The 24,090-nt window shown below is 66.0% G+C and carries 26 protein-coding genes; 4 read left to right on the top strand and 22 right to left on the bottom strand.

Features of this window, described 5'->3' with window-relative positions:
- Positions 1 to 25 precede the first annotated feature (25 nt).
- Entirely contained in the window at positions 26 to 2,236 is a 2,211-nt protein-coding gene (purL, locus tag QX041_RS02675; protein WP_316164425.1) for a phosphoribosylformylglycinamidine synthase subunit PurL, read from the bottom strand.
- A 197-nt stretch (positions 2,237 to 2,433) separates the two neighbouring features.
- On the opposite strand from purL, the gene QX041_RS02670 reads away from it, so the two are divergent.
- A complete protein-coding gene (locus QX041_RS02670; RefSeq protein ID WP_315714838.1) occupies positions 2,434 to 2,916 on the top strand; it encodes a PaaI family thioesterase in 483 nt (160 codons plus the stop codon).
- Positions 2,917 to 3,147: 231 nt separating this feature from the next.
- Here the strand turns inward: QX041_RS02670 and QX041_RS02665 are convergent, their stop codons facing one another.
- The 5 genes from QX041_RS02665 to QX041_RS02645 form a co-directional block, all read right to left on the bottom strand.
- Positions 3,148 to 3,885, bottom strand: a complete 738-nt coding sequence (locus QX041_RS02665) for a tetratricopeptide repeat protein (RefSeq protein ID WP_316164424.1) — start codon at positions 3,883 to 3,885, stop codon at positions 3,148 to 3,150.
- A gap of 176 nt (positions 3,886 to 4,061) precedes the next feature.
- Complete coding sequence (locus tag QX041_RS02660) at positions 4,062 to 4,922, bottom strand: amidohydrolase family protein (RefSeq protein WP_316164423.1); 861 nt, start codon at positions 4,920 to 4,922, stop codon at positions 4,062 to 4,064.
- Between the two features lie 16 nt (positions 4,923 to 4,938).
- Positions 4,939 to 5,739: an SDR family NAD(P)-dependent oxidoreductase gene (locus QX041_RS02655; RefSeq protein ID WP_316164832.1), complete on the bottom strand. Its 801-nt coding sequence runs from the start codon at positions 5,737 to 5,739 to the stop codon at positions 4,939 to 4,941.
- A 2-nt stretch (positions 5,740 to 5,741) separates the two neighbouring features.
- Positions 5,742 to 6,290 (bottom strand): carboxymuconolactone decarboxylase family protein, encoded by a 549-nt coding sequence (locus tag QX041_RS02650; protein WP_316164422.1) that lies wholly within the window; start codon positions 6,288 to 6,290, stop codon positions 5,742 to 5,744.
- 13 nt (positions 6,291 to 6,303) lie between these two features.
- Positions 6,304 to 7,119: an alpha/beta fold hydrolase gene (locus tag QX041_RS02645; RefSeq protein ID WP_316164421.1), complete on the bottom strand. Its 816-nt coding sequence runs from the start codon at positions 7,117 to 7,119 to the stop codon at positions 6,304 to 6,306.
- A 110-nt stretch (positions 7,120 to 7,229) separates the two neighbouring features.
- Here QX041_RS02645 and QX041_RS02640 point away from each other — a divergent pair, with 110 nt between their 5' ends.
- Positions 7,230 to 8,174 (top strand): LysR family transcriptional regulator, encoded by a 945-nt coding sequence (locus QX041_RS02640; RefSeq protein WP_315729347.1) that lies wholly within the window; start codon positions 7,230 to 7,232, stop codon positions 8,172 to 8,174.
- A 2-nt stretch (positions 8,175 to 8,176) separates the two neighbouring features.
- Here QX041_RS02640 and QX041_RS02635 read toward each other — a convergent pair whose 3' ends face one another.
- The 6 genes from QX041_RS02635 to purC form a co-directional block, all read right to left on the bottom strand.
- Positions 8,177 to 9,487: a cation:dicarboxylate symporter family transporter gene (locus QX041_RS02635; RefSeq protein ID WP_316164420.1), complete on the bottom strand. Its 1,311-nt coding sequence runs from the start codon at positions 9,485 to 9,487 to the stop codon at positions 8,177 to 8,179.
- Positions 9,488 to 9,652: 165 nt separating this feature from the next.
- Positions 9,653 to 10,915 (bottom strand): DUF1236 domain-containing protein, encoded by a 1,263-nt coding sequence (locus QX041_RS02630; protein ID WP_316164831.1) that lies wholly within the window; start codon positions 10,913 to 10,915, stop codon positions 9,653 to 9,655.
- 211 nt (positions 10,916 to 11,126) lie between these two features.
- Complete coding sequence (locus QX041_RS02625) at positions 11,127 to 11,843, bottom strand: hypothetical protein (protein ID WP_316164419.1); 717 nt, start codon at positions 11,841 to 11,843, stop codon at positions 11,127 to 11,129.
- A gap of 16 nt (positions 11,844 to 11,859) precedes the next feature.
- Entirely contained in the window at positions 11,860 to 12,561 is a 702-nt protein-coding gene (gene purQ, locus QX041_RS02620) for a phosphoribosylformylglycinamidine synthase subunit PurQ (RefSeq protein WP_315714844.1), read from the bottom strand.
- Positions 12,562 to 12,748: 187 nt separating this feature from the next.
- The gene (purS, locus tag QX041_RS02615; RefSeq protein ID WP_315706343.1) at positions 12,749 to 12,991 is read right to left on the bottom strand and encodes a phosphoribosylformylglycinamidine synthase subunit PurS; all 243 of its coding nucleotides are present in this window, start codon (positions 12,989 to 12,991) and stop codon (positions 12,749 to 12,751) included.
- Positions 12,992 to 13,004: 13 nt separating this feature from the next.
- A complete protein-coding gene (gene purC, locus QX041_RS02610) occupies positions 13,005 to 13,772 on the bottom strand; it encodes a phosphoribosylaminoimidazolesuccinocarboxamide synthase (RefSeq protein WP_016843454.1) in 768 nt (255 codons plus the stop codon).
- A gap of 310 nt (positions 13,773 to 14,082) precedes the next feature.
- Between purC and QX041_RS02605 the strand changes: the two genes are divergently transcribed.
- Complete coding sequence (locus QX041_RS02605; protein WP_315714845.1) at positions 14,083 to 14,406, top strand: DUF1476 domain-containing protein; 324 nt, start codon at positions 14,083 to 14,085, stop codon at positions 14,404 to 14,406.
- A gap of 84 nt (positions 14,407 to 14,490) precedes the next feature.
- Here the strand turns inward: QX041_RS02605 and QX041_RS02600 are convergent, their stop codons facing one another.
- From QX041_RS02600 to QX041_RS02565, 8 genes are all read right to left on the bottom strand, one after another.
- Positions 14,491 to 14,835 carry a gamma-glutamylcyclotransferase family protein gene (locus QX041_RS02600; RefSeq protein ID WP_315750006.1) on the bottom strand — a complete coding sequence of 115 codons (345 nt, stop codon included), beginning with the start codon at positions 14,833 to 14,835 and terminating at the stop codon, positions 14,491 to 14,493.
- Positions 14,836 to 14,964: 129 nt separating this feature from the next.
- Positions 14,965 to 15,453 (bottom strand): cyanase, encoded by a 489-nt coding sequence (gene cynS / locus QX041_RS02595; protein WP_315749292.1) that lies wholly within the window; start codon positions 15,451 to 15,453, stop codon positions 14,965 to 14,967.
- Between the two features lie 46 nt (positions 15,454 to 15,499).
- The gene (locus tag QX041_RS02590; protein WP_315749291.1) at positions 15,500 to 16,402 is read right to left on the bottom strand and encodes an ABC transporter ATP-binding protein; all 903 of its coding nucleotides are present in this window, start codon (positions 16,400 to 16,402) and stop codon (positions 15,500 to 15,502) included.
- A 158-nt stretch (positions 16,403 to 16,560) separates the two neighbouring features.
- Positions 16,561 to 17,400 carry a nitrate ABC transporter permease gene (ntrB, locus tag QX041_RS02585; protein ID WP_315749290.1) on the bottom strand — a complete coding sequence of 280 codons (840 nt, stop codon included), beginning with the start codon at positions 17,398 to 17,400 and terminating at the stop codon, positions 16,561 to 16,563.
- Positions 17,401 to 17,614: 214 nt separating this feature from the next.
- On the bottom strand, positions 17,615 to 19,000 hold the full coding sequence (locus QX041_RS02580) for a CmpA/NrtA family ABC transporter substrate-binding protein (protein WP_315749288.1): 1,386 nt from the start codon (positions 18,998 to 19,000) through the stop codon (positions 17,615 to 17,617).
- Positions 19,001 to 19,096: 96 nt separating this feature from the next.
- Positions 19,097 to 19,972 carry a sulfurtransferase gene (locus QX041_RS02575; RefSeq protein WP_315749287.1) on the bottom strand — a complete coding sequence of 292 codons (876 nt, stop codon included), beginning with the start codon at positions 19,970 to 19,972 and terminating at the stop codon, positions 19,097 to 19,099.
- Between the two features lie 49 nt (positions 19,973 to 20,021).
- Complete coding sequence (locus QX041_RS02570; protein ID WP_409999220.1) at positions 20,022 to 21,158, bottom strand: acyl-CoA dehydrogenase family protein; 1,137 nt, start codon at positions 21,156 to 21,158, stop codon at positions 20,022 to 20,024.
- Between the two features lie 34 nt (positions 21,159 to 21,192).
- Positions 21,193 to 21,735 carry an OsmC family protein gene (locus QX041_RS02565; RefSeq protein WP_172113730.1) on the bottom strand — a complete coding sequence of 181 codons (543 nt, stop codon included), beginning with the start codon at positions 21,733 to 21,735 and terminating at the stop codon, positions 21,193 to 21,195.
- Between the two features lie 257 nt (positions 21,736 to 21,992).
- Between QX041_RS02565 and QX041_RS02560 the strand changes: the two genes are divergently transcribed.
- Positions 21,993 to 22,676, top strand: coding sequence for a TetR/AcrR family transcriptional regulator (locus QX041_RS02560; RefSeq protein ID WP_315714852.1), 684 nt, complete (start codon positions 21,993 to 21,995; stop codon positions 22,674 to 22,676).
- 31 nt (positions 22,677 to 22,707) lie between these two features.
- Here the strand turns inward: QX041_RS02560 and QX041_RS02555 are convergent, their stop codons facing one another.
- Together QX041_RS02555 and QX041_RS02550 are read right to left on the bottom strand one after the other, a co-directional pair.
- Positions 22,708 to 22,923 (bottom strand): hypothetical protein, encoded by a 216-nt coding sequence (locus tag QX041_RS02555; RefSeq protein WP_315714853.1) that lies wholly within the window; start codon positions 22,921 to 22,923, stop codon positions 22,708 to 22,710.
- A 39-nt stretch (positions 22,924 to 22,962) separates the two neighbouring features.
- Positions 22,963 to 24,081 carry a DUF2336 domain-containing protein gene (locus QX041_RS02550; RefSeq protein WP_315826317.1) on the bottom strand — a complete coding sequence of 373 codons (1,119 nt, stop codon included), beginning with the start codon at positions 24,079 to 24,081 and terminating at the stop codon, positions 22,963 to 22,965.
- Positions 24,082 to 24,090 lie beyond the last annotated feature (9 nt).

Genomic DNA, 24,090 nt, shown 5'->3' with positions numbered 1-24,090 from the left:
TGACAGCCGCGGCGTGCGTCCGGGGTCAGGCGGCTGACCCGCCCATGTATTTGGGCAGCCAGCTTTCGAATCCCGTCCTGAGCGCGGCGACCTCGACGGCACCATCGCCGGCGATCGCCAGCGCAGTGCCGCCTGTCGTGCCGATGCGCGTGCACGGCACGCCGGCGCCGCGCATCTTGGCGAGCACGCGGCCAGCCTCGGTCTCCGGCACCGTCACGAGATAGCGCGCCTGGTCCTCGCCGAACCAATAGGCATGCGGCACGATCGAGGCAGGCGCGGCCAGCAGCCGCGCGCCGATGCCGGAGGCCATCGCCATCTCGGCGAGCGCGACGAGCAGACCACCGTCGGCCAGATCATGCGCAGCTGTCGCCGTGCCCGCATGGATCATGCCGCGGACGACATCGCCGATGCGCTTCTCGGCGGCGAGGTCGACAGGCGGCGGAGCGCCCTCCTCCCGGCCGCAGACGTCGCGCAAGTAGACCGACTGGCCGAGCCAGCCATGGGTCTCGCCGATCAACAGGATCGCCTCGCCCTCGGCCTTGAAGGCGATGCTCGCCGACTTGGTGAAATCATCGAGCAGGCCGACGCCGCCGATCGAGGGCGTCGGCAGGATCGCGCGGCCGTTGGTCTCGTTGTAGAGCGAGACGTTCCCGGACACGACGGGGAAGTCGAGCGCGCGGCAGGCCTCCGAAATGCCTTTCAGGCAGCCGACGAACTGGCCCATGATCTCGGGCCGCTCCGGGTTGCCGAAATTGAGATTGTCGGTGATCGCAAGCGGTCGGCCACCGACCGCGGTGATGTTGCGCCAGGCTTCGGCGACGGCCTGCTTGCCACCCTCGAAAGGGTCGGCCTCGCAATAGCGGGGCGTGACGTCGACGGTGAGCGCAAGCCCCTTCGGGCCATCCTGCACGCGCACCACGGCGGCATCGCCGCCGGGGCGCTGCACGGTGTTGCCGAGGATCACATGGTCATACTGCTCCCAGATCCAGCGCTTGGAGCACAGATCGGGCGTTGCGACGAGCTTCTCCAGGGCCGGGATGATGTCCAGGGGCGGCTTGACCTCGCGGGCGTGGATCACCGGCAGCGCCGATGAGGCCACGTGCGGACGGTCGTACAGCGGCGCCTCGTCACCGAGCTCCTTGATCGGCAGGTCGGCCATGACGTCGCCGCCATGCTTCACCACGAACCGCTTGCTCGGCGTGGTGTAGCCGACCACCGCGAAATCGAGCCCCCATTTGCGGAAGATCGCTTCCGCCTCCTTCTCCTTCTCCGGCTTGAGCACCATGAGCATGCGCTCCTGGCTCTCGGAGAGCATCATCTCGTAGGCGCTCATGCCGATCTCGCGGGTCGGCACGGCATCGAGATCAAGATCGACGCCGAGGTCGCCCTTGGCGCCCATCTCGACCGCCGAGCAGGTCAGGCCGGCCGCACCCATGTCCTGGATCGCGATCACGCAATCGGCGGCCATGATCTCCAGGCACGCCTCCAGCAGCAGCTTCTCGGCGAAGGGGTCGCCGACCTGCACCGTCGGGCGCTTCTCCTCCGAGGAATCGTCGAACTCGGCCGAGGCCATCGAGGCGCCGTGGATGCCGTCGCGGCCGGTCTTGGAGCCGAGATAGACGATCGGCATGTTCACGCCGGAGGCCGCCGCATAGAAGATCTTGTCGGCGTCGGCGAGGCCGACCGCCATGGCGTTGACCAGGATATTGCCGTCATAGCGGGTGTGGAAGCGGGTCTGGCCGCCGACCGTCGGAACGCCAAACGAGTTGCCATAGCCGCCGATGCCGGCCACCACCCCGGACACCAGATGCCGGGTCTTGGGATGCTCCGGCGCGCCGAACGACAGCGCGTTCAGGCAGGCGATCGGGCGCGCGCCCATGGTGAACACGTCGCGCAGGATGCCGCCGACGCCGGTGGTCGCACCCTGGTACGGCTCGATGTAGCTCGGGTGGTTGTGGCTCTCCATCTTGAACACGACCGCCTGGCCGTCGCCGATGTCGATCACGCCGGCGTTCTCGCCGGGGCCCTGGATCACCCAGGGCGCCTTGGTCGGCAGTCCCTTGAGATGGATGCGGGACGACTTGTACGAGCAGTGCTCGTTCCACATCGCCGAGAAGATGCCGAGCTCGGTGAAGGTCGGCACCCGCCCGATCAGCTTCAGGATGCGCTCATATTCATCGGGCTTCAGCCCGTGGGCGGCGACGAGCTCGGGGGTGATCTGCGGTTCATTGCGCATGGAGAAATGCCTTTGCCCGTGGGCCGCTGGTCCCTTGAAGCCTGCTTCATAGAAAGATCGCCAGGGCGGGAAAAGGCCTTTTACGGCCCTATTCCGCCCTGTCCAGAGCTTTGGCCCGGACCCGCAGAGCGGGATATTTGCAGATTGGCGACCAATCGGATTTAAGACGGTAAATCAACAGTTAAAGGCCCTGACACGTGCACGACCTGTCCCGTTCCGCCTTCGAGAACCGCCCTGGCATCCACATCGCGACCGACGGCGAGTTCGCCGGCTGGCGGACCTGGATGCGCGACAGCTACGAATCCCACACCGGGCCATTCTGGCACCGGATGGAGGACGATGGCTCGATCCGCTGCGCCTTCCGGGTCGAGAAGAAGCACCTCAACGGCGGCGGCAACGTCCATGGCGGCTGCCTGATGACCTTCGCCGACTACTGCCTGTTCGCCTTCGCCGCGCCGATCATGCAGGGCCCGGGTGTCACGGTGTCGTTCTCGTCCGAGTTCCTCGATGCCGCGCGTGAGGGCGAACTGATCGAGGCTACCGGCGAGGTCACCCGCGCCGGCGCCTCGCTGATCTTCCTGCGCGGCATGCTGCATTCCGGCCCAAAGCCGCTGTTCTCGTTTTCCGGCACCATCAAGCGCATCAGGCGGCGGACACCGGAGGCGGCGAACTCGCCGTAGGGACGGAGCAAGGGGGATCGCGCTCAACCCTCTCCGTCGTTCCGGGGCATTCGCGCGCAAAATGGCGTAGCCATTTTGAAGCAGCGCGAATGAGCCGGCAGCCGCAAAATGGTCGAAGAACAGCGCCACGCGCATCCCGCCTCCCAAGACATGCGTGGTTATGGATTCCGGGCTCGCGCTTCGCGCGCCCCGGAATGACGCGCGGAGAAGATGTACCCTGCCGTTGCGGAGCTACCCCGCGATCTGCTTCTCGGCGATCGCGATCCACTCGGCCTGCGCCTTGCGTACATGTCGTGGCGCGCGCTTCATCTGGATCAGCAGCTCGGTGAACACAACCTTGGCTTCATCGATCCGGCCGACCAGCTTGAGCAGCGTGCCGTAGCGGACCTTCGCCTCGCTGCCCGGCGCATAGTCCAGCAGCGCCTGGTACTCCTCGATGGCCTCATCGATGCGGCCGGCTTCCTGCAAAGCCCGTGCATAGAGCAGATGCGCCTCGGCCGAATTGTAGTCCGGCCAGCTCTTCTGCAGCTCGTCGAGCGTCGCCAGCGCATCCGTGGGGCGGCGGCGCGCGAACTGCGCCTTGGCCTTGCCGAGCGCGAACAGCGGCTCGTGGCCCATCGGCAGGCTCAGGATGTGATCGTAATGCTGCTCGGCCTCGTCATAACGCCCGACCGCGACGCATTCCTCGGCCAGCGCCGCGCGGTTGGCGATCGTGTCCGTGATCGCGACACGATCGGACAGCTCGCGGTAGTCTTTCTCGGGGTCCAGCTTGTTGGCGACGCGCCTGCGCGCCTTCTGGACGTCGTGGCTGCCCAGCCATTCCGGCACCAGCTCGACGACGATGTAGGCGAGCGCGCCGATCATCGGCACCATCAGGATGATGAAGGCCCAGGGCTGCAGACGGCCAGTCCGCGACGCATGGTAGATCAGCGAAATGTCGAGCAGAAGTACGACGAGCGCGATAGGCACGGCAGATCCCCAACTCACGGCGAGATTTTACACGCCGACGTTGATAGCGTGGCCGGCCAGCCCGGACAATCCCGCGCTCACGCAGGCCGTTGCGGACGATCCCGTTTTGACGCATCACGGCCACAGCAGGTTCAATGGACGCACGCCTGTGGCGGCGGCCTCCGCGACGCTCGTGGCTAAGCCCCCACGGGGCCCCGGCGCGATTCATCGAAGCGAAAGAACGCCGAGGGATTGTCGACCAGAAGCCGCTGTCGCGCCGTCTCCGACGGCGCGATCTCGGCCACGAGGTCGGCCAGCACCGCATCGTCCGGCATGTGTCCCTTGATGTTGACGTGCGGCCAGTCGCTGCCCCACAGCACGCGCTCAGGGGCGTGCGCGGCAAGGCTTCGGGCGAACGGCACAACGTCATGATAGGGCGCGCCCTCGCGCGAGATGCGATCGGCACCGCTGAGCTTGATCCAGACCCGCCCGCTGTCGAGCAGGCGACACAGAATCTCCTGACAGGCGCCGAGATTTCGGCCGAGGTCCGGCCGGGCCATGTGGTCGATCACCACACGCACCTCGATGGCCGCGATCAGCTCGGCATAGCGGATGAGATCGGCGCCCGTGACATGAATGGCGACATGCCAGTCGAGCGGCCTCACCAGCGCGAGCACGGCCCGCATGCGCTCCGCCGACGGCGCGCCGCCGAGATGCGCCAGGAAGTTGAAGCGGGCACCGCAGACGCCGGCAGCATCGAGGCGCGCGACCTCCGCAGCCCTGACCTCCGCGCCGAGCACGGCGACGCCGCGGTAGCGGCCTTCTCCCACGGCCAGCGCATCGAGCAGCGGGCGATGGTCGCGGCCATGACCCTGGCTGTGCACGATGACGGCGCGATCGGTGCCCAGCCGATCGTGCAGACGGCGGAGCACCGTTTCCGGCGCCTCCGGCGGCGTGAAGCTGCGATCGTCGGGCAGCGGAAAGCGGTCGAACGGACCGAAGATGTGACAATGCGCATCGCAGGCCCCTGCCGGCCATGCGCGGGAAACGGCAGCCATGCCCGTGCTCATGGGTTCAGTCACAGCGGGCGCTCATGCCGCCATCGACGACGATCTCGGTGCCGGTAACGAAGCGCGCCTCGTCGGAGGCGAGGAACAGCGCGGCGTGGGCGGTGTCGCGGCCGTCGCCCATGAAGCCGAGCGGGATGCGAGCCTGCCGCGTCCGCAGCAGCGCCGCGACATCGCCGCCGGCGCGCTGCCCAGCGAGGCGCGCCTCGACCATCGGCGTGTGCATCTGGCCAGGTACCACCGTGTTCACGCGCACGCGCTGCGGGGCATACTGCACGGCAACGACGCGCGAGAACTGGATCACCGCGGCCTTGGCCGAGGCGTAGCCGACCTGCGCCGATCCGGTCCAACGGATGCCCGAGGTGGAGGCCGTGTTGACGATGGCCCCGCCGCCCTGCGCCGCCATGTGCGGCAGCACCGCCTTGCAGGTGAGGAAGACGCTCTTCACGTTGAGATCGAGCTGCGCGTCCCAGCCCTGCTCGCTCAGCTCGACCGGGCCTCCCGGCGCCGAGCCGCCGACATTGTTGACCAGAATATCGACGCGGCCGAACGCTGCGATACAGGCGTCGACCATCGCGGCGACATCCGCCGCATCGGTGACGTCGCAGCGGTGGGCCTGGATGACGCCGCCGTGGTCCCGGGCGCGCGCCAGCGTCTCGTCCATGCGGCCGCCATCGCGGTCGACGGCGAGGACCCTGGCGCCCTCGCGCGCGAAGATGACCGCCGCGGCGCGGCCGTTGCCCCAGCCCGGACCGACGCAGCCGGCACCGGTGATGATCGCGACCTTGCCCTCCAGGCGCTTCGTCATGGTCATGGCTCCAGCTCCGGCGTCTCGCCATCGGGCAGGCCGATGTCGAACGCGTTGAGGGTCAGCGCCACCAGCCCGTAGTAGCCGATGATGCCGACGAGATCGACGACGCCGCGCGTGCCGAGGGTTGCGGCCGCCAGCGCGTGCAGATCGTCCGGCACGCGGCCGCTGGCGAGCAGCAGCCGGGTGTAGTCGTGAACGAGCTTCGCGGCGGGATCGGTGAACTCTGGATCACACCGTTGCGCGATCGCGTCGATGACCGACGGGGCGATGCCCGCCGCGAGCCCATCCCGCTTGTGGGCATACCATTCGACATGCGAGGTCCAGTGACGTGCCGTCACGAGGATCGCGAGCTCGGACAGCGCAGGCGGCAATGACGTCTCGTAGCGGGCGAACTCGCCGAGCTTCTGGGCCCGACGTCCGAGCTCCGGACTGTGCAGCCAGGCCCGCAGCGGCGCCGGGATCCGGCCGCGCCGGCCGGCCATGGCCTCTTCGGCCACCGCGCGCTGCGTCTCGTCCATCTCGGCCGGGGCAAGGTCCTTGATGCGCATGCGATGCTCCTGGTCACGAGGCGCGAGGAATCGGCTGTGTCGCGGGCGTGGCAAGAAAAGCCGTCAGCCGCCCCGCCAGCTCGGCCGGGGCCTGCACCTGCATCAGATGACCGGCCATGTCGATGGTCGCGAACGCCGCGCCGGGAATGAGACGGGCGAGCGCCTCGACCTGCGCCTGCGGCCGCAATAGATCATGCGCGCCGGCAAGCAGCAGGCAACGCTGCCGAACCTCCGCGAGCCGTTCGCGCAGATCGACCTCGGCGAACGCGAGGTTGTTATGGGCATATCCGACCGGATCGTTGCCGAGGAAGCGGCCGAGATAAGCGAGGTAGGCATTGCGGTCGGTTCGCAGCACCGGCGGATAGGAACGCTCGAGCGTATCCACCGCCACGGCGCGCATGCCGGCGCGCATGCAGAGCGCGGAGCGCGCCGCCAGATACTGCACGCGACCAGCATCGACGCTGAGGGCCGGCGCGCACAGCGCCAGCGCGCTCACGCGCTGCGGATGGGCCAGCGCGAAGCTGACGGCGAGCGCCGCACCGGCGGCGACGCCGGCGATATCGACCGGTCCGTCGGCACCGAGCGCCCGCAGCAGCCGGTCGAGGTCGCCGACGTGATCGGCGAAGCCGAACGGCGCGCGCGGCTTTTCCGACAGGCCGGCGCCGCGCAGATCATAGCGCAGCACCCGCAGGTCGTCGGGCAGCTCGAGCATCAAGGCATCGAAGCTTTCGAGGCTGCCGCCGAGCTCATGCAGCAACACCAGCGTCCTCGCGCCACCGCCGCGCAGCTCATAGCGCAGCGTCAAGCCGTCGAGATGGATGAAGTTCATCGGCAAGGCGCCCGTCTCATCGTTGTCGGCGCCGTCGCAACCGCGCGGTTTGACTCGCCCTGGGCCGCTTGCAATAAACTGCGGCGGGCAGCGGCGCGGAGGACACGGCCATCGACATCCGCGAGCTTCGTTACTTCGTGCAGGTGGCGCGCGCCGGCAGCCTGAGCCGGGCATCGGCATTGCTCAATGTCGCGCAATCCGCGCTCAGCCGGCAGCTGATGAAGCTGGAGGACGAGCTTGGCGTCGCGCTGCTGGTGCGGCACGGCCGCGGCGTCCGCCTGACCCGCGCCGGCACGACGTTCCTCGAGCACGCCCATGCCGTCCTGCTGCAGATCGACCAGATGCCCGGCGCGGTGCGCTCGCCGGATTCGAGCTTCGCCGGTCACATCGCGCTCGGGGTGCCGCCGGTCGCGGGCCTGCGCATCGCGCCGTCCGTGGTGGTCGAACTGCGCCGGCGCTGGCCGCAGGCCTCCGTGCAGGTCCGCGAGGGCATCAGCTCGTCGCTGGAGGAATGGCTGCTGGACCGCCGGCTCGACATCGCCGTGCTCTACAATCCGCCGCCGCTCGACGGCATCGCGCTGACTCCCATCCTGCACGAGCGGATGGTCGTCGCCTTGCCGCCGGCCAAGCGCGGCGACACCGTGGCCGAGACGATCGGCTGGCGCGAGCTGGCCGGGCTGTCCCTGATCCTGCCGAGTCTTCCGCACAGCAACCGGCGGCTGATCGAGCAGGCGGCGATCCAGAACGGCACGCGGCTCAACGTCGCCTTCGAGGTCGACAGCGTGAGCATGACGAAGGCCATGGTTCGGCGCGGTCTCGGCGCAACGATCCTCGCCCATGCCGCGGTCGTCGCCGAGGCGAAGCGCGGCGAGCTCACCGTGCGGTCGATCGAGCGGCCGCCGCTGATCTCGACCGTCTCGATCGGCATGCCGCGGGAACGCCAGCCGACCTGGCTGGCCGACGAGCTGCTGGCGCTGATGCGCGAGGTGATCGCGCAGAGCGTGGCGGACGGCGCCTGGCCCGGCGCCAAGATCATCGGCGACTACGTGCGCTGAGCTCATTCGCCCGCACCGGCGATTGCAGCGTGGCCCTCGTCGACGGCCGCCTCCGCGGCCGTCGCCGCGGTGCCGCCCGCGAGATAGGCATCGAGCCTGGCGGCATCCAGCGCATTTTCCCAGCGCGCGATGACGAACACGGCAACGGTGTTGCCGACGACGTTGGTGAGCGCGGTGCAGGTCGCCATCAGGCGGTCGATGCCGAACAACAGGCCGAGGCCGTTGAGCGGGAGCACGCGGACGGATTGCAGGGTCGCCGCGAGCTTGATGAAGGCGCCGCCCGCGACGGTGGTGCCGCCCTTCGAGGTCAGCAGCATGACCGCGAGCACCGCCAGCTGCTGGCCGTAGCTGAATGGCGTGTCGGTGGCCTGGGCGATGAAGCCGACGGCAATCGCCATGTAGATGCCCGTGCCGTCGAGATTGAAGCTGTAGCCGGCCGGCAGCACGAAACCGACGATGGCGCCGTCGCAGCCGGCCTGCTCGAGCTTCTGCATCAGCCGCGGCAGCGCAACCTCGCCGGACGCGGTCCCGAGCACCAGCAGCAGCTCCTCGCGGATCAGCCGCAGCAGCTTCAGCAGCGACAGCCGCATGATGGCGCACACGCCGCCGAGCACGACTGCGACGAAGACGACCGCCGTGATCCAGTACAGCAGCACGACCTTGCCGAGATAGAGCAGCGTGGCGCCGCCATGCGTGCCGATCGCCGCCGCCATGGCGCCGAACGCCCCGAGTGGCGCCAGCTTCATGATGAAACCCAGCATGCGGAACAGCACGTCCTGCCCCTCCTCGATGCCGCGCAGGATCGCCGACTCCGTCTTCAGGCCGACGCTCAGCGCCGCGCCCACCGTCACCGAGATGAACAGGATCTGGAGAATCTCGCCCTTGGCGAAGGCGTCGACGATCGTGGTCGGGATGATGCTGAGGAAGAAGCCGATAGCCGTGAAATTGCTCGCGGCGTTGGAGATGCGCGTCACGCTGTCATTGAGCGCGAGGTTGCCGGCATGGAGCCCGTCGCCGGGCTGGAACACGTTGACCGCGATGAAGCCGACGACCATGCCGAGCGTGGTCAGGATCTCGAAATACAGCAGCGACTTGAACGCGAGCCGGCCGAGCTGCCTCATATCGCGGACATGCGTCAGCCCGAGCACCACCGAGCAGAAGATGATCGGCCCGAGCATCATGCGCAGAAGTGCGATGAACGCATCGCCGAGCGGCTTCATCTGAACGGCCGCCTCTGGCGCCAGCAGGCCGACGGCGATCGCGAGCAGGATCGCGATCAGGACTTGGACATACAGCTGGCGGATGATCGCCATGGCTCGTTTCGCTCCCCTTGTGGACGAGATGGAATCTCGTTCCCCGTTGTGAGCGAACTGAAGCAGAGCCGGACGTGCTATGTCCAAATCAATCTTTCGATGGCCTCCCATGCCGCAGCGGCAAGGGAGGTCATCGATGAGACAAGGCGCAGCCGCGCCTCGGCCCTACTGCTGCTGGTCGATGACCTGCACCACCTTCTGATCGCGCGGGTCGACCAGCACGACCTGCTCGCCGATCGCCAGATACTGGTAGTTGGCCAGCTCCGGATTGCTGCGCGCGAGCTCATCGGGCACGCGGCGCAGGCTCAGGCAGCTCGATCCGGACGAGGACGACGACGATGTCGTCGAGCCCACAGTGCCCGTCTCGGTGGCGGCGCGGCGCAGAATCTGGCGCTGATCGTCCGACAGCACGATGCGGGTCGAGCCGACGCCATAGCCGCCGCGATCATAGCCGCGGTCCGCGCGCATGCCGTTCTGCGGGATTACGTCGACGATCTCGCGGCTGCGCGGGTCGACGATCGCGATCTCGTCATGGATCACGGTGTACTCGTAGCCGCGATATTCCGGCACGATCGTCACGATGTCCGACGGCAGCGGACGCGGCCGCACGCGCTCCGGCAGGCGCTCGCCGACATTGATGTTGATGTTGAGATTGGTGCGCGCCTGGTCGAAGTCGTGATCGCGCTTGAGCTGATCGACCACGCGGGTCTTCTGCTGCTCGTTGACCGACACCTGCGTGCTGGAGCGGCTGCCATTGGGCTGGGTCTGATTGTTGGCCTGCCCGGTCTGATCACGCTGACCGGCGCCGGTCGGCTGGTTCTGCTGCGCGGTCGTGTTCTTGCTGTCGGCCGCGTTCGGCTGGTTGGCCTGCTTGTTGCGGTCGCCGGTCTGCTTGTCCGCGGCCTCGTCGGACGTGCCGGTCTTGCGCTCGCCCTGGCTCTGCCGGGTCTTGTCCTTATCGTGATCAGCGCGATCGGCCTCACGGTCGGACTTCCGATCCGTCGCCCCCGACTTACTCTCGGCGGCGCGATCCTCGCCCTTGCGCGGCTCGTCGGCGCGCCCCTGCTGTTGCTTCGACTCAGCCTTGCTCTTGCTGTCAGACTGCTTGTCGGCCTGCTTGCTGTCAGTCGACGACTTCGACTCGGCGCTCTCCTTGGCCTCGCGGCCACGCTCGGCGGCCGCACCGCCCTTGCTCTCGGCGCTCTGCTTGGCATCATGTGCCGACCGCTCGGAGGACCTTTCCTGAGCCTGCTCGCGTCCTGCTGCGGATGAAGGCTCGCCACGGCGCTGCTCCTGCGCGCTCTGCTTTGCCTCGGCGCCGGCACGTTCCGCCGCGGCGGCGCCGCCCTTTGCCTCTCCCTTCGCCTCGGCAGCCGGACGCGTGGCCTCGTGCGCCGTCGCAGCGGCCGGGCCTCCCTCGCGCTTCATGTCGCCTTGCGCCGATGCACCTGATGCCGTGCCGATCGCCAGGATGATCGCGGCCGTTCCCAGCCAATGTTTCGTCGTCATATGAGAACCTCCTTGGATCCCTGCCCCATTCGCTGGCGGACAACGCAAACCGCCGCCCGGCGTTGCCGGACGGCGCGAGAAAAAACTCCGGAACGATTTTGATGAACGGCTTCGGCGCGCCGTCACGCGATCATTTTGACCGTGGCGCGAGCAGAAGCATGACCGGGACCGCGAATTGCTTGAAGTTGGCCGTGCTGTTCGCCTCGCCAGTCGCGGAGCTGATCAGGCTGGCACTGCCTCTCGCGCCGAACAGCATGCCGCTCACTTGATATTCCTTCTCTCCGCCTGGCGACACTTTCAGGCGCCGTGCATAGAACATGCGCGGCAGCCCGCTGCCCTTGCCGCCCTCGACGCCCAGAATCGTCGTGGTCTGCCCCGGCACGCGCTGGTCGAGCAGCTTGACGGTCTGGTCCTGGGAGGCGCGGAATTGCTCGATCGTCATCGTCGTGTTGGGTCCGTAGAGCCGGTAGCTCACCTTCGAGCCAGGGCCGCATTTCGCATCGTCGCACAGGAAGAAGGTCACATCGGTGCCGTTCGGCCGCTGCGGTTTCCAGCCGCCCACGGTGAACGGCAGAGTCGGTGTGGCGACCGACGGCGTCGTCGACGGGGTCTCGGCCCGAGCGGCGCCAACGCCCGTGACGAGCGAGAGCGACACGGACAGGAGAAGCCAGCGCAGGGCGCGCTGAGTGAGAGGCAGCGTCGACATCAAGGCACCGTCGGGATCGAGGAAGTGGCAGGCAGGACGGACGTCAGGGACGATCCGGGAGATGGAGGACGTCCCGCAACCTCGATCACCAATCGGTCGTTTGTGGGTCGGGCCGGGCGAGCGGCCCGACAGAAACGTCACGGGCGCAGCCCGCCGATCAGGCCGCGCGGTCGAGATGGGCGACGAGGCCGGCGAACAGGCCACGGCCGTCGGTGCAGCCCATGATGTCCTCGACGTGATTCTCGGGATGCGGCATCATGCCGAGCACATTCCCGTTCTCGTTGACGATGCCGGCGATGGAATGCGCAGCGCCATTGATGTTGCTGAGGTCGCCGACCTCGCCATCGGCTGAGCAGTAACGATAGAGCACGCGCCCATCGCCATTGAGCCGCTTCAAGGTCTCCTCGTCGGCCGCATAATTGCCCTCGCCGTGAGCGACCGGCACGCGGATGACCTGACCCGCATTGTAGCCGCGGGTGAACGGCGAATCGGAGCGCTCGACCCGCAGATGCACGTCCTTGCAGATGAACTTCAGCTTATCGTTGCGCATCAGCACGCCCGGCAGCAGGCCAGACTCGCACAGGATCTGGAAGCCGTTGCAGACGCCGAGCACCAAGCCGCCCTTGGCGGCGAAATCGCGTACTGCGTCCATCACCGGGGCCCGTGCCGCGATCGCGCCACAGCGCAGATAGTCGCCATAGGAGAAGCCGCCGGGCACCACGACGAGGTCGGTGCCCTTCGGCAGCGACGTCTCGGCGTGCCAGACCATCGCCGGCTCATGGCCGGAGATCATGCGCAGCGCGCGGGCCATGTCGCGTTCGCGGTTGATGCCGGGGAAGACGAGGACGGCGGATTTCATGATGCTACGTGTTTGCTCGATAATGATCCCCTCGCAGCGTCGCGAGAGTGTGTGAGTCCGACGAGAGCTCTCTGTTCAACGCTCGCACACCAGCAAGCAGCTCATCGACAGAATGTTCGACACGGACCTGATCACGCGGGATTTCCAGCAGAAGCTCGTGGATCTCGCGGTCGATCACGGCCATTGCCTACCCCAGCAACTCCACCCGGTAATTCTCGATCACCGTATTCGCCAGCAGCTTGTCGGCGGCCGCCTTCAGGGCGGCCTCCGCCTTGGCCTTGTCGGCACCGGCGAGCTCGATGTCGAACACCTTGCCCTGCCGCACGCTGGCGACGCCGTCGACGCCGAGCGATTTCAGGGCGCCCTCGATCGCCTTGCCCTGCGGATCGAGGATGCCGGATTTCAGCGTCACCGTGACACGCGCTTTCACGTCTTGTTCCCTTTTAGCTCTTGACCAGGACCGGGCCGGAGCCCGCCGGGCGCTCGTTCTCGATGAGGATGCCGAGCCGCTTGGCGACCTCGGTATAGGCCTCCAGAAGGCCGCCAAGATCACGACGGAAGCGGTCCTTGTCGAGCTTCTCGTTCGACTTGATGTCCCACAGCCGGCAGGAATCGGGGGAAATCTCGTCGGCGACGATGATGCGCATCATCTCGTTCTCGAACAGCCGGCCGCATTCCATCTTGAAGTCGACCAGGCGGATGCCGATGCCGAGGAAAAGCCCGGTCAGGAAGTCGTTGACGCGTATGGCGAGCGCCATGATGTCGTCGATTTCCTGGGGCGTCGCCCAGCCGAACGCAGTGATGTGCTCCTCCGACACCATGGGGTCGTTGAGCTGGTCGTTCTTGTAATAGAATTCGATGATCGAACGCGGCAGCTGGGTGCCTTCCTCGATGCCGAGGCGCTGCGACAGCGAGCCCGCCGCCACATTTCGGACGACGACCTCGAGCGGCACGATCTCGACCTCGCGAATCAACTGCTCGCGCATGTTGAGCCGGCGGATGAAGTGAGTCGGAACCCCGATGTCGTTGAGGTGCTGAAACAGGTACTCCGAGATGCGGTTGTTGAGGACGCCCTTGCCTTCAATCACCTGGTGCTTCTTGGCATTGAAGGCGGTGGCGTCGTCCTTGAAGTGCTGGATCAGGGTGCCCGGCTCGGGGCCTTCATACAGGACCTTGGCCTTGCCTTCATAAATGCGACGCCGACGGCTCATTGGGATGTACCGTGTTTTGTTGAAATCCATGAAATGGTGGGCTCCGGATGACTTTGGACAGGACCACGACGGAGCTGCCGCGAGGGCCCGGACGGACGGAAACAGAACAAGAACCGGGCCTGTGGGAAACCTATCTCATTGGTGTCCCGAGCACAATCGATCCGGGCCTCGGGAGCGGAGTTTTACCGCCCTTCCCTGCGGCCTCGTACCCGTTGTATTGGCAAGATGTTCCAATTATTTAGGCGTGCGGCCACCGCCCCGCAACCGCCTGCGCGGTTAACCCTCTTCGGCAACACTGGAAGTTCCGACCATGACCACGTTCGACAAGCGCGAGGACGCCTTCGAGAAGCAATTCGCCCATGACGAGGAATTGAAGTTCAAGGCAGAAGCCCGCCGCAACAAGCTGCTCGGCCTGTGGGCAGCCGAAAAGCTCGGCAAGTCCGGCGCTGACGCCGACGCCTACGCCAAGGAGGTCGTCGCGGCCGATTTCGAGGAAGCCGGCGATGCCGACGTGCTGCGCAAGGTGCTGGGAGACCTCACCGCCAAGGGCGCGGCCGTCACCGAGGCGGACGTGCGCGCGAAGATGAGCGAGCTGCTGGTGACCGCCGTGGCGCAGGTCAAGGCGGGACAGTGAGAAGAAGCGAATAGCGAGTGGGCGAATAGCGAATAGGGAGTGGCGGGCAGCGATGTCCTTCCCGTATTCGCTACTCCCTATTCGCTACTCGGCTGCTTTGACGTACACCCACGCCCGCGTGCCGGAGCGCAACACAACATCGATGCGCTTGTAATCGGCGACTTCGTACTGGTCGGCTGCACGCAATTCATCTGACGTGATTTCAAACACAGTCCCGTCGACAGCGTCGTCAGGATCGTGGCTCGGCACGACGATAGGGTGAAACCGCTCACCACTGCTAGCGAGCACGTCCGGATCCGTGATCTCGATGAAGCTCTTTCTGAAGCCCGGCATCGAATCCGGACGACCGACAAGCCGTCGACCGAAAGATTTCAGTTGGACGCTTTCGAGCTGAAGCGTGCCATAAGAAAATAGGAAGTTGGTCTCCATGACGCTCACGCCGAGTCTCCGCCGATATGGGCCCATCACGGCTTGAGATATCCGAGACGAGAGTGAATGGCGAGTAGCGAATAGCTGAGATCCCTATTCGCTACTCCCTATTCACGACTCGCCCCTCCCCTATTCCTCCTTGAAGCCGTATTCCGGCACGTTGCCGCTGGCGCCGTAATATTTGTAAGGCAGGAACTTGCCCGACATCGTGATCTTGACGCGGTCTCCCTTGGCATTGGGCAGGCGCTCCATCACCATGTCGAAATCGATCGCCGACATGATGCCGTCGCCGAATTCCTCCTGGATCAGCTCCTTCCACGCCGGGCCGTTGATCATCACGAGTTCGTAGAAGCGGTAGATCAAGGGATCGGTCGGGGGCATCTGCACGCCCTCGCCGCGCATCGGCGTCTCGTTCAGCATCGCGATCTCGGATTTGGACAGGCCGAACAGCTCGCCGGCGTTCGCCGCCTGCGGCTTGGTCAGCTTCATCTGGCCGAGAACGGCGCCGACAATCAGCACCTCGGAATAGCCGCCGATCTGCTCGCAGATGTATTTCCAGCTCCAGCCCTTCTCGCGCTTGATGTCGAGCAGCTTCTCGGTGAGGTCGGATCGCTTCATGCTTGGTCTCCCTTGTCTTCGTTGATGGGTTTCTTCCGGCTGGGCGTCAGCGGGCGATCGCCTGCGGCGCGTCGTTCTCGACCGGGTTGGACGCGACGATCGTCGGCTCGCTGCGCCCGATCGTCACCACCGGCACCTTGCGCGGGTCGTAATCGGGCGTCTCGGCGGTGAAGGTCCTGCTGCGGCTGACCAGGAAATCGATGATGTGGTTGCGCAGCGCGTAGTACAGCGGATGGCGATGCAGGTCGCCGCGCAGCCGGTCCTTCGGCAGCGGGTTCTCGACGATCTCCGCGAGCACCGCGCCGGGTCCGTTGGTCATCAGCACGATCTTGTCGGCGAGATAGATCGCTTCGTCCACGTCGTGGGTGATCATGAACACGGTCTGCCCGGTCTCGACGCAGATGCGGCGGACCTCGTCCTGCAGGGTGCCGCGCGTCAGCGCATCGAGCGCGGAGAACGGCTCGTCCATCAGCATGATCTTCGGCGTGATCGAGAGCGCGCGGGCAATCCCGACGCGCTGCTTCATGCCGCCGGACAGCTCCGACGGCCGCTTGTGCTCGGAGCCGGACAGGCCGACGAGCTCGATGTATTTCAGCGCATGCGCCTTGACCTTGGCGCGGTCCCATTTGCGCCATTTCGACGAGACGGCATAGGCGACGTTGCCGAGCACCGTTCGCCACGGCAGCAGCGCATGGCTCTGGAAGATGACCGCGCGGTCGAGACTCGGACCTTCGATGGCCTGGCCGTCAACGATGACGGCGCCTTCGCTCGGCACGTCGAGGCCGGCAAGAACATTCAGCACCGTGGTCTTGCCGCAGCCGGAATGCCCGATCACGCAGACGAACTCGCCGCGCGCCATCGCGAGCCAGAGATTCTCGAAGATCGTCGTGCTGCGCGCCCCATCATAGCGCTTGGCGATCCCTTCGATGGAGATGAACTTGTCGGTCATAGGAAGGTCTTTCCGTTCCCTCCCCCCTTGTGGGGGAGGGTCAGGGAGGGGGGTCCCCCACGAAGACTCGCGCGTGGGGCACCCCCACCCCTAACCCCTCCCCGCAAGGGGGAGGGGAACGGAGTTGCGCACCTTGCAGCCGTTCGCCTGATCATGCCCTACTCCGGAAACGTCACGAGCCGCGACACGCGGGCCAGGATCTGATCCAGCACCATGCCGACCAGGCCGATCAGCAGGATCGCGATGATCACGTTGGTGATCGAGAGGTTGTTCCACTCGTTCCAGACGAAGTAGCCGATGCCGGTGCCCCCGACGAGCATCTCGGCGGCGACGATGACGAGCCAGGCGATGCCGATCGAGATCCGCATGCCGGTGAGGATCGTCGGCGCCGCAGCCGGCAGGATGACCGTGAAGGCCCGGCGGAAATTGCCGACCTCGAGCGTGCGGGCGACGTTGATCCATTCCTTGCGCACGCTGGCGACGCCGAAGGCGGTGTTGATGAGCATCGGCCACACCGAGCAGATGAAGATCACGAAGATCGCCGACAGGCTGGAATCCTTGATGGTGTAGAGCGCGAGCGGCATCCAGGCGAGCGGCGAGATGGGTTTGAGAATCTGGATGAACGGATCGAGCGCCTTGCTCATCAAGGGCGACATGCCGATCAGGAAGCCGAGCGGGATCGCGACCGCGACTGCGATCAAATAGCCGAGCATGACCCGCCCGAGCGAGAACGCGAGCTGGATGCCGAGCCCCTTGTCGTTCGGACCATTGTCGTAGAACGGCCGCCGCAGATGCTCCCACAGCTTGGCACCGACATCGAGCGGCCCGGGCATCGCCGACTTGCCCTGCGTGGCCGTCATGCCCATCAGCTTGGCGTATTCCGGGCTCATGTTGGCCGCGGCGCCCGTGCTGCGCGTCGCGATATGCCAGGCGCCGAGGAACACGGCGAGCAGCACGATGGAAACCACGGCGGCGCGGAGGCGAAGAGAGGCGGTCATGCCGGCGCTCCACTCACGGTGTCGTCCCTGCGAACGCAGGGACCCATAACCACCGTCCAGACTTGGTAAAAAAGATCGTCGTCGCCATTCCTGCCACAAGCGAGTTCACGGCGTATGGGTCCCCGCGTTCGCGGGGACGACACCGATGATTTGATCGGCAGCGTCGTGTCCATCGCGATTGTCGCGGCCAGCAGCGCCGCGCCCATTCCCCCCATCACGACGCCTTCTTGATCTTGAAGCTGGCGACGTAGTCGTCCGGCTTGGTCGGATCGAACGGCTTGCCCATCACCGAGAACGATTTGTAGGAGTCCTTCGGCGGCATCAGGCCCATGTCGGTCATGACCTTGCGGGTGTCGGTGGCGAGATAGATCTGCTCCGCGACCGCCTTGTAGTCGACGTCGCCCTTGATCTGGCCCCAGCGCTTCATCTGCGTCAGCATCCACACCGCGAAGGACTGCCACGGGAACGGATCGAAATCGACGCGCTTCGGATCGGTCTTCACGCTGCCGAGGCCATCGGCGTAGGTGCCGGTCAAGACCTGCTCCATCACGGTCACCGGCGCGTTGATGTAGTTCGCCGGAGCGATCGCCTCCGCGATCTGCTTGCGGTTCTCAGCCTTCGACGCGTACGCGGTGGCATCGACGATGGCGCGGGTGAGAGCGGCAAAGCTGTTCGGCGCCGTGGTGATGAACTCGCGGCTCGCCGCGAAGCTGCAGCAGGGGTGACCGTCCCAGATCTCCTTCGACAGGATGTGCAGGAAGCCGACGCCGTCAAAGATCGCGCGCTGGCAGATGTTGTCGGGCGCGAGGAAGCCGTCGATGTTGTCGGCGCGCAGGTTCGCGACCATCTCCGGCGGCGGCACCGAGCGCAGCTGCACGTCGGTGTCGGGATCGATGCCGTGCTCGGCGAGATAATAGCGCAGGAGATAGTTGTGCATCGAATAGTCGAACGGAATGGCGAGCTTCATGCCCTTCCAGTCCTTCGGATTGCGCTTGTCCTTGTGCTTCATCGCAAGCGTAATGCCCTGCCCGTTGATGTTCTCGATCGCGGGCACGGTGAACGGGATCGGCTGCGCACCGAGGCCGAGCGAGATCGCGATCGGCATCGGCGCCAGCATGTGCGAGGCGTCGTATTCCTTGTTGATGGTCTTGTCGCGGATGACGGCCCAGCCGGCGGTCTTGACGACCTCGACGTTCAGCCCGGCCTTGGCATAGAAGCCGAGCGGCGCCGCCATGATGATCGGGGTCGCGCAGGTGATCGGGATGAAGCCGACCTTGAGATCCTTCTTCTCGGGCGCGCCCGCTTCGGCGAACGCCTCGGTCGCGGTCTTCAGCGGGAAGAACTGGGACACTGCGGCGAGCGCGGTGGCGGCGCCGACCGACTTCAGAAACGCGCGGCGGGTGGCAGCTTGCGGAAACACCGCGCGCAGCACGGCTGACGCGACCACGTTCTCGTAGCGCTTCTCGGTGGAGTCCGCCACGGGCTCGCAGCGCAGCGCCAGCGCGGCGTGCTCATGTTCGGCCGGGCTGCGATGCTGGCCGCAGATACAACCGGCATTCACGCGTGAATCGGCATCGAACGGATCATCGAAAATCGACATGTGCTGCGCCCCTTTGTCACACCTGCGCTGTCAGCGCCTTCGAACTGCTCGTCCGGCCGCATTTTTCAGCGGCCGGACGTGCTTAACATGCAGCTTCTATGCCGCCTTGCTGGTCATCGCCGGCATCGGAAGTCCTTCCTCGATCGGCAGCGACGGGTCGCGCGACCACTCGTTCCACGAGCCGAAGTACATCCGCACATCCTTCACGCCGGCGTTCTTCAGCGCCAGGAAGGTGTTCGAGGCCCGCGCGCCCTTGAAGCAGTAGAGATAAACCGGCGTGTCGACCGTGATGCCGACGGTGGCGCATTCGGCGAGGATCTCGTCCTTCGACTTGAAGCGCGGGCCTTCGGCGGTCGGCTTCATCATGCGGTACCATTCGAGCCAGACGGCGCCGGGGATGCGGCCTTTGCGCGGACAGAAATCCTTGCCGTAGGGCGAGGAGGAATCGCCGATCCACTCATCGACATCGCGGACGTCGAGGATCGCGATAGCGGGATTGCCAACCGCCGCCAGCATCGCCTTGGCGTCGATCAGGATGCTGCCCGCCTCCGGCACGATGGCGAACGAGGCCTTGGCCGGCGACGGCACGTCGGTCGTCACCGGCATGCCGGCGGCCACCCAGGCATCGTAGCCGCCATGCAGCACCTTGACCTTGGGATAGCCGAGCATCGTGAGCAGGAAATAGCCGCGGCACGACTGGCCGAAGCCGGAGTTCATCGACTGTTCGTAGACGACGGCGGTCTCGGCGCCCGAAAGGCCGGCGGCGCCGAACGCGTCCGCAAACTTCGTCTTCAATTCCTCCATGCCTTCCGGTGTGGACGTCGCGAGATAGGTGAATATCTCGTGGACGTTGACGGCGCCGGGAAGATGTCCCGCGGCGTAGGCATCGGGATTGCGGGTGTCGATCACGACACACGGCTCGGTCTTGATGAACTCAGCGAGTTCGCCGGCTGTAATCAGAACGTCCGTCATGGCAGGCCTCTCCTGGTTGGGATTTGTTGGTTTGCCGTTCTCGCCGGCGTCAGCCGTCGGCGAGCATCTTGCGGAGCTGCTTGGTCGCGGGAGTCACGATCGCGACGAAATAGGCCTCGCGCAGGCGACGTTCGGCGCGATTGCCCTTGAGGTAGCCGCGGGCTCCGCAATGGAGCATCGCGGCATGAGCGGCAGCGACGCTGGCCTCGCCGGCACGCAGGCGCAGCGCCACGACCTTGCGCCAATAGGTCTCGTCGGGGTTGAACGGATCGCTGGCGAGTTCTGCCGTCTCCTTCGCGAGTTCATCGGCGAGCGCGCTGAAATCGACCGGCTGCTGCGGCAGATAGCGGTTGACGTGGCCGAGCGGCGCCTCGACCTCCTGCATGATCTTGATGCAGTCCTTGATCAGGCCGAGCGCCATGCCGGCCTGCAACATGATGAATCCGGCACGGATCTTCTTGACGAAGGGACCGGCGGGATCGGCCAGGATCAGTTCGTCCGGCACGAACAGGTCGCGAAACTGGATGCCGTAGGTGCCGGTGCCGTCCATCGCCAGGAACGGCTGGCATGGCTGCAGGGTCACCGCCGGATCGGCACAGTCGGCGATGAACATCACGATCTCGCCGGGCGCGTCCTCACGCTCGAAGATCGTACCGAACATGTGGTCCGGCCCGAGGTTCGAGACCCAGGGCAGCACGCCGCGCACGACGTAGCCGCCCTCGACCTTGCGACCCCTGAGCTTGAGCTTCTCGATGCCGAAGAAGCTCTTCATCGGATTGGACAAGCCGGTGCCACCGAGCAACCGGCCGCTGGCGGCGTCGTCGAGAAGACGGCCGACGAGCGCCTTGTTGGGCGAGTTGGCGATGTACCAGACCAGCGTGTTCTGGCACCACGCCATGAAGGCAGAGGCGCCGCAGACCTCACCGATCGCGCCGATGGTGTCGATCGCGCAGTTGAGATCCGCCGCGCCATTTTCCGGCACGTGGCTGCTCCACGCGCCGACCTTGCCGAAGCGGCGGAGCACGTCGGCCGGGTACACCGTCCCGGCGTCGATGCCAGCGGCCAGCGGCGCGAGTTCCTTGCGCGCGATCGCCGTGACCTGCTCCACGGTCGACGGTATGGGCATGACGCCCGCGCCATCGACCGCCAGATGCTGTCCGAGTGAACCCGAGACTACTGAGTTCATGACGTCCTCCGCTACGCCGACCTCGAGGGCCGCCTCAGATCCCGACCTCGAGATTGACCGGACGCGTGAAGGTGTTGGCGACCGGCGACCACTTCTTGACGTGGTCGATCAGCGCCTTGACCTCCTCCTGCGGAATGCCCTCGCACTCCATGTCGACCTTGACGCGGACGTCGGTGAAGCCGACCGGCTTCTCGCTGACGTCGCCGGTGCCCCAGACTGCGGTGATGTTGAGATCGCCCTCGAGCTCCAGCTCGAGCTTGTTGACGATCCAGCCGCGATGCACCGCATTGGCATGCAGGCCGACGGCCAGGCAGGAGCCGAGCGCGGCGAGCGAGGCTTCCGACGGATTTGGCGCGGTGTCGTCACCGAGCAGCCCCGGCGGCTCGTCGACGATGTAGGGCGCGAGGTTGCGGATGTAGTTGGCGTGACGAAACTTGCCCTCGGCGACGGTCTTGCACTTCAGGGTCTTGATGACCTTGGGGTTGGCCTTGCCGTTGACGATGAGCTGTTCAAGCCCGTTCTTGTCGATGGGTGCGAGGCAGCCCGTCAGCGCCGTCTTCTGAACCACAGCGGTCATCTCATTTCTCTCCCTGGGATGAGGATACCGAACGGTCTGTATCCTGCACGAAGCGTGCCAGAGAGGCCGAAAATCAAAAGCCGGAGTGATCCTCGCGGCTTACGCGGTCATCGCGGCAAGTGGCGAGCCGCTGCGTCCCCTCCGCTGCCCAAGCGCAGTGCAGAATGCCGCCTTCGGAGATCAAATTGAGCGCAACGCTGCCTCGAGCACATCAGCAGTCTTGCTGACTCACGCGCACAGCGATTAAGCTTGCACGCATGGCAAAGTCAGTTGCGGGCAAACAAACCGGCAAGAAGCAGGCGATCGCGAGGACGATCTCGGCCGGCGATGACGAATCCGCGCGCGGCCGTCTGCTCGGCGCCGCCACGCGGCTGTTCTGCAAGAACGGCATCAATGCCACCGGGATCGATGCGATCATCAGCGAGGCCGGCACCGCGAAGACCACGCTCTACAAGCTGTTCGGATCGAAGACCGCGCTGGTCACCGCCGTGCTGGAAAGCGAAGGCAAGCAGTGGCGCGAATGGTTCATCGCGGAAATGGAGAGCGGCGGCGGTGACGCCGAGACCAAGCTGGCACGCATCTTTCCGGCGCTGAAGAGCTGGTTCGGCGAGGAGCGCTTCTACGGCTGCCCCTTCATCAATGCGGTCGGCGAGCACGACAAGGACCAGAAGCAGTTTCGCACCATCGCAATGCGCCACAAGAAAGTGGTGCTGGCGCATATCGAGAAGCTCGCCCGTGAGATGGGCGCTGCCGAGCCGGAGAGCTTCTCGCATCAGCTTGCACTGCTGATCGACGGCGCGATCGTGGCGGCGATGGTGTCGCGCAATCCCGAGGTCGCGGACACCGCCGGGCTGGCGGCGAAGGCGCTGATCGAGCCGGCGAAGCTGAAGGCGGGCCAGCGCAACAGCAAGGCGGCGGGCCCGCAGCTCGCTGCGGTCTGAGCCGCCCTGCCCCGCGAACCGAGCGACAGAACTAGCGGAAATACTCCGTCACCAGCTTCAGGTCCGCCTGGTCTGCGCCCGCGCCGTTGAGGCTCGCATCGATGACGCGGCGGCAGGCGGCCACCGCAGCCTCATCGCCGAGCTCGTTGGCCGCTTCGAGCACGTGCCAGGCCGCATCGACCGCCGCGCGGTCCGCAGGCGCCTCGCGATGGCCGAGCCGTTGCTCTCTGCGAAGAGGAAGTCCCATACCCTTCATCCGCGATCACCTCCATCCGTCGCTGCAGGTTCAATAGGCCACGGCGCGCGGCGCGGATGCCTTGCCGCCTTTGCCTGGATTCTTGCGGGACTGATAGAATTCGAGCACGCTGCGCGATGTCAGCGACTGGAGCTTGGCATAGTCACGCTCCAGCTCCTGCAACTCGCCGGCCGTGATGCGGTGGTCGCGGGCGCCGAGGAACGCGAGCGCCATCATCGTATCCCAGGTAAAGCCAAGCGCCTTGGCGAGCATCAGCAGCATCTCGCGGTTGCGGTCGAACAAGGCACGCTCGACGACGTCGACCGGCAATCCCGACAGCAGCGCGAGGCCGATCGTCACCTCCTCGACCTTGTGCGCGGTCGCATAGCCGGCGATGGTGCTCTCGTGCAGATTGCCGAGGCGGTGCTGGATCGTCACGGTCCGCTTGGCGACGAAGTAGTTGCGCGAGCCGGGTCCGAACTTCGACTGCAGGTCGCCGGCGATGTTGGCGACCGAGCTGTTGATCTCGCCGAGCAGTTCGGGGCGCTCGCTGGCCAGCCGCTTGCCGACATCGTCCGAGGCCTTGGCGATGAGTTGCTGGAACAGATGGCGGGGGATGTCGAGCCGGCGGCCGAGATGCTCGGCGAGAATCGAGTCGTTCTCGGCCCGCTTGACCATGTGCAGGAATCCGGCGCCGGAGAACTGGGCGCCCTGATTGCGCGCCACCGCCGTGGCGACGGCACGGTCGCCGCGCGTCGCCAGCACGTCGGTCACGGCGGGGCTCAACGTCTTTCGTTCGGCGATCGCGAGCAGATGGTCCTGGCTCTTGGTGCTGGCGTTCTCGACCAGCGTGGCGTCATCGAGCCGCTCGGATTCGCGCAACACCGGGCCGGCGACCCAGATCTCGTCGTCGAAGGCGAGCTTGCGGATGACGCTGGCCGGCGAATATTCGATCCTGGCGAGGCGATCCGCGAGCTTGGCGCGCGCTTCGATCTCGATCTCGTCGGCGAGCCGGCCGATCACCTCGCCGAAGGTGGCGATCTCCTCCTCGCAGTAGCGCCCCGCGATCAGCAGGTCGGTCGCATGCCACAGCGCGCGCTCGCGGCTGTCCGCGGTCCCCCGCGCAATCGCATCCTCGAGGTCCCGCAACACGGATCTGGTTTCGTTCATGATGAAAGG

It is taken from the genome of Bradyrhizobium sp. SZCCHNRI2009, assembly GCF_032485115.1.
Classification (GTDB): domain Bacteria; phylum Pseudomonadota; class Alphaproteobacteria; order Rhizobiales; family Xanthobacteraceae; genus Bradyrhizobium.
This window is presented reverse-complemented; position numbering and strand designations above follow the sequence as displayed.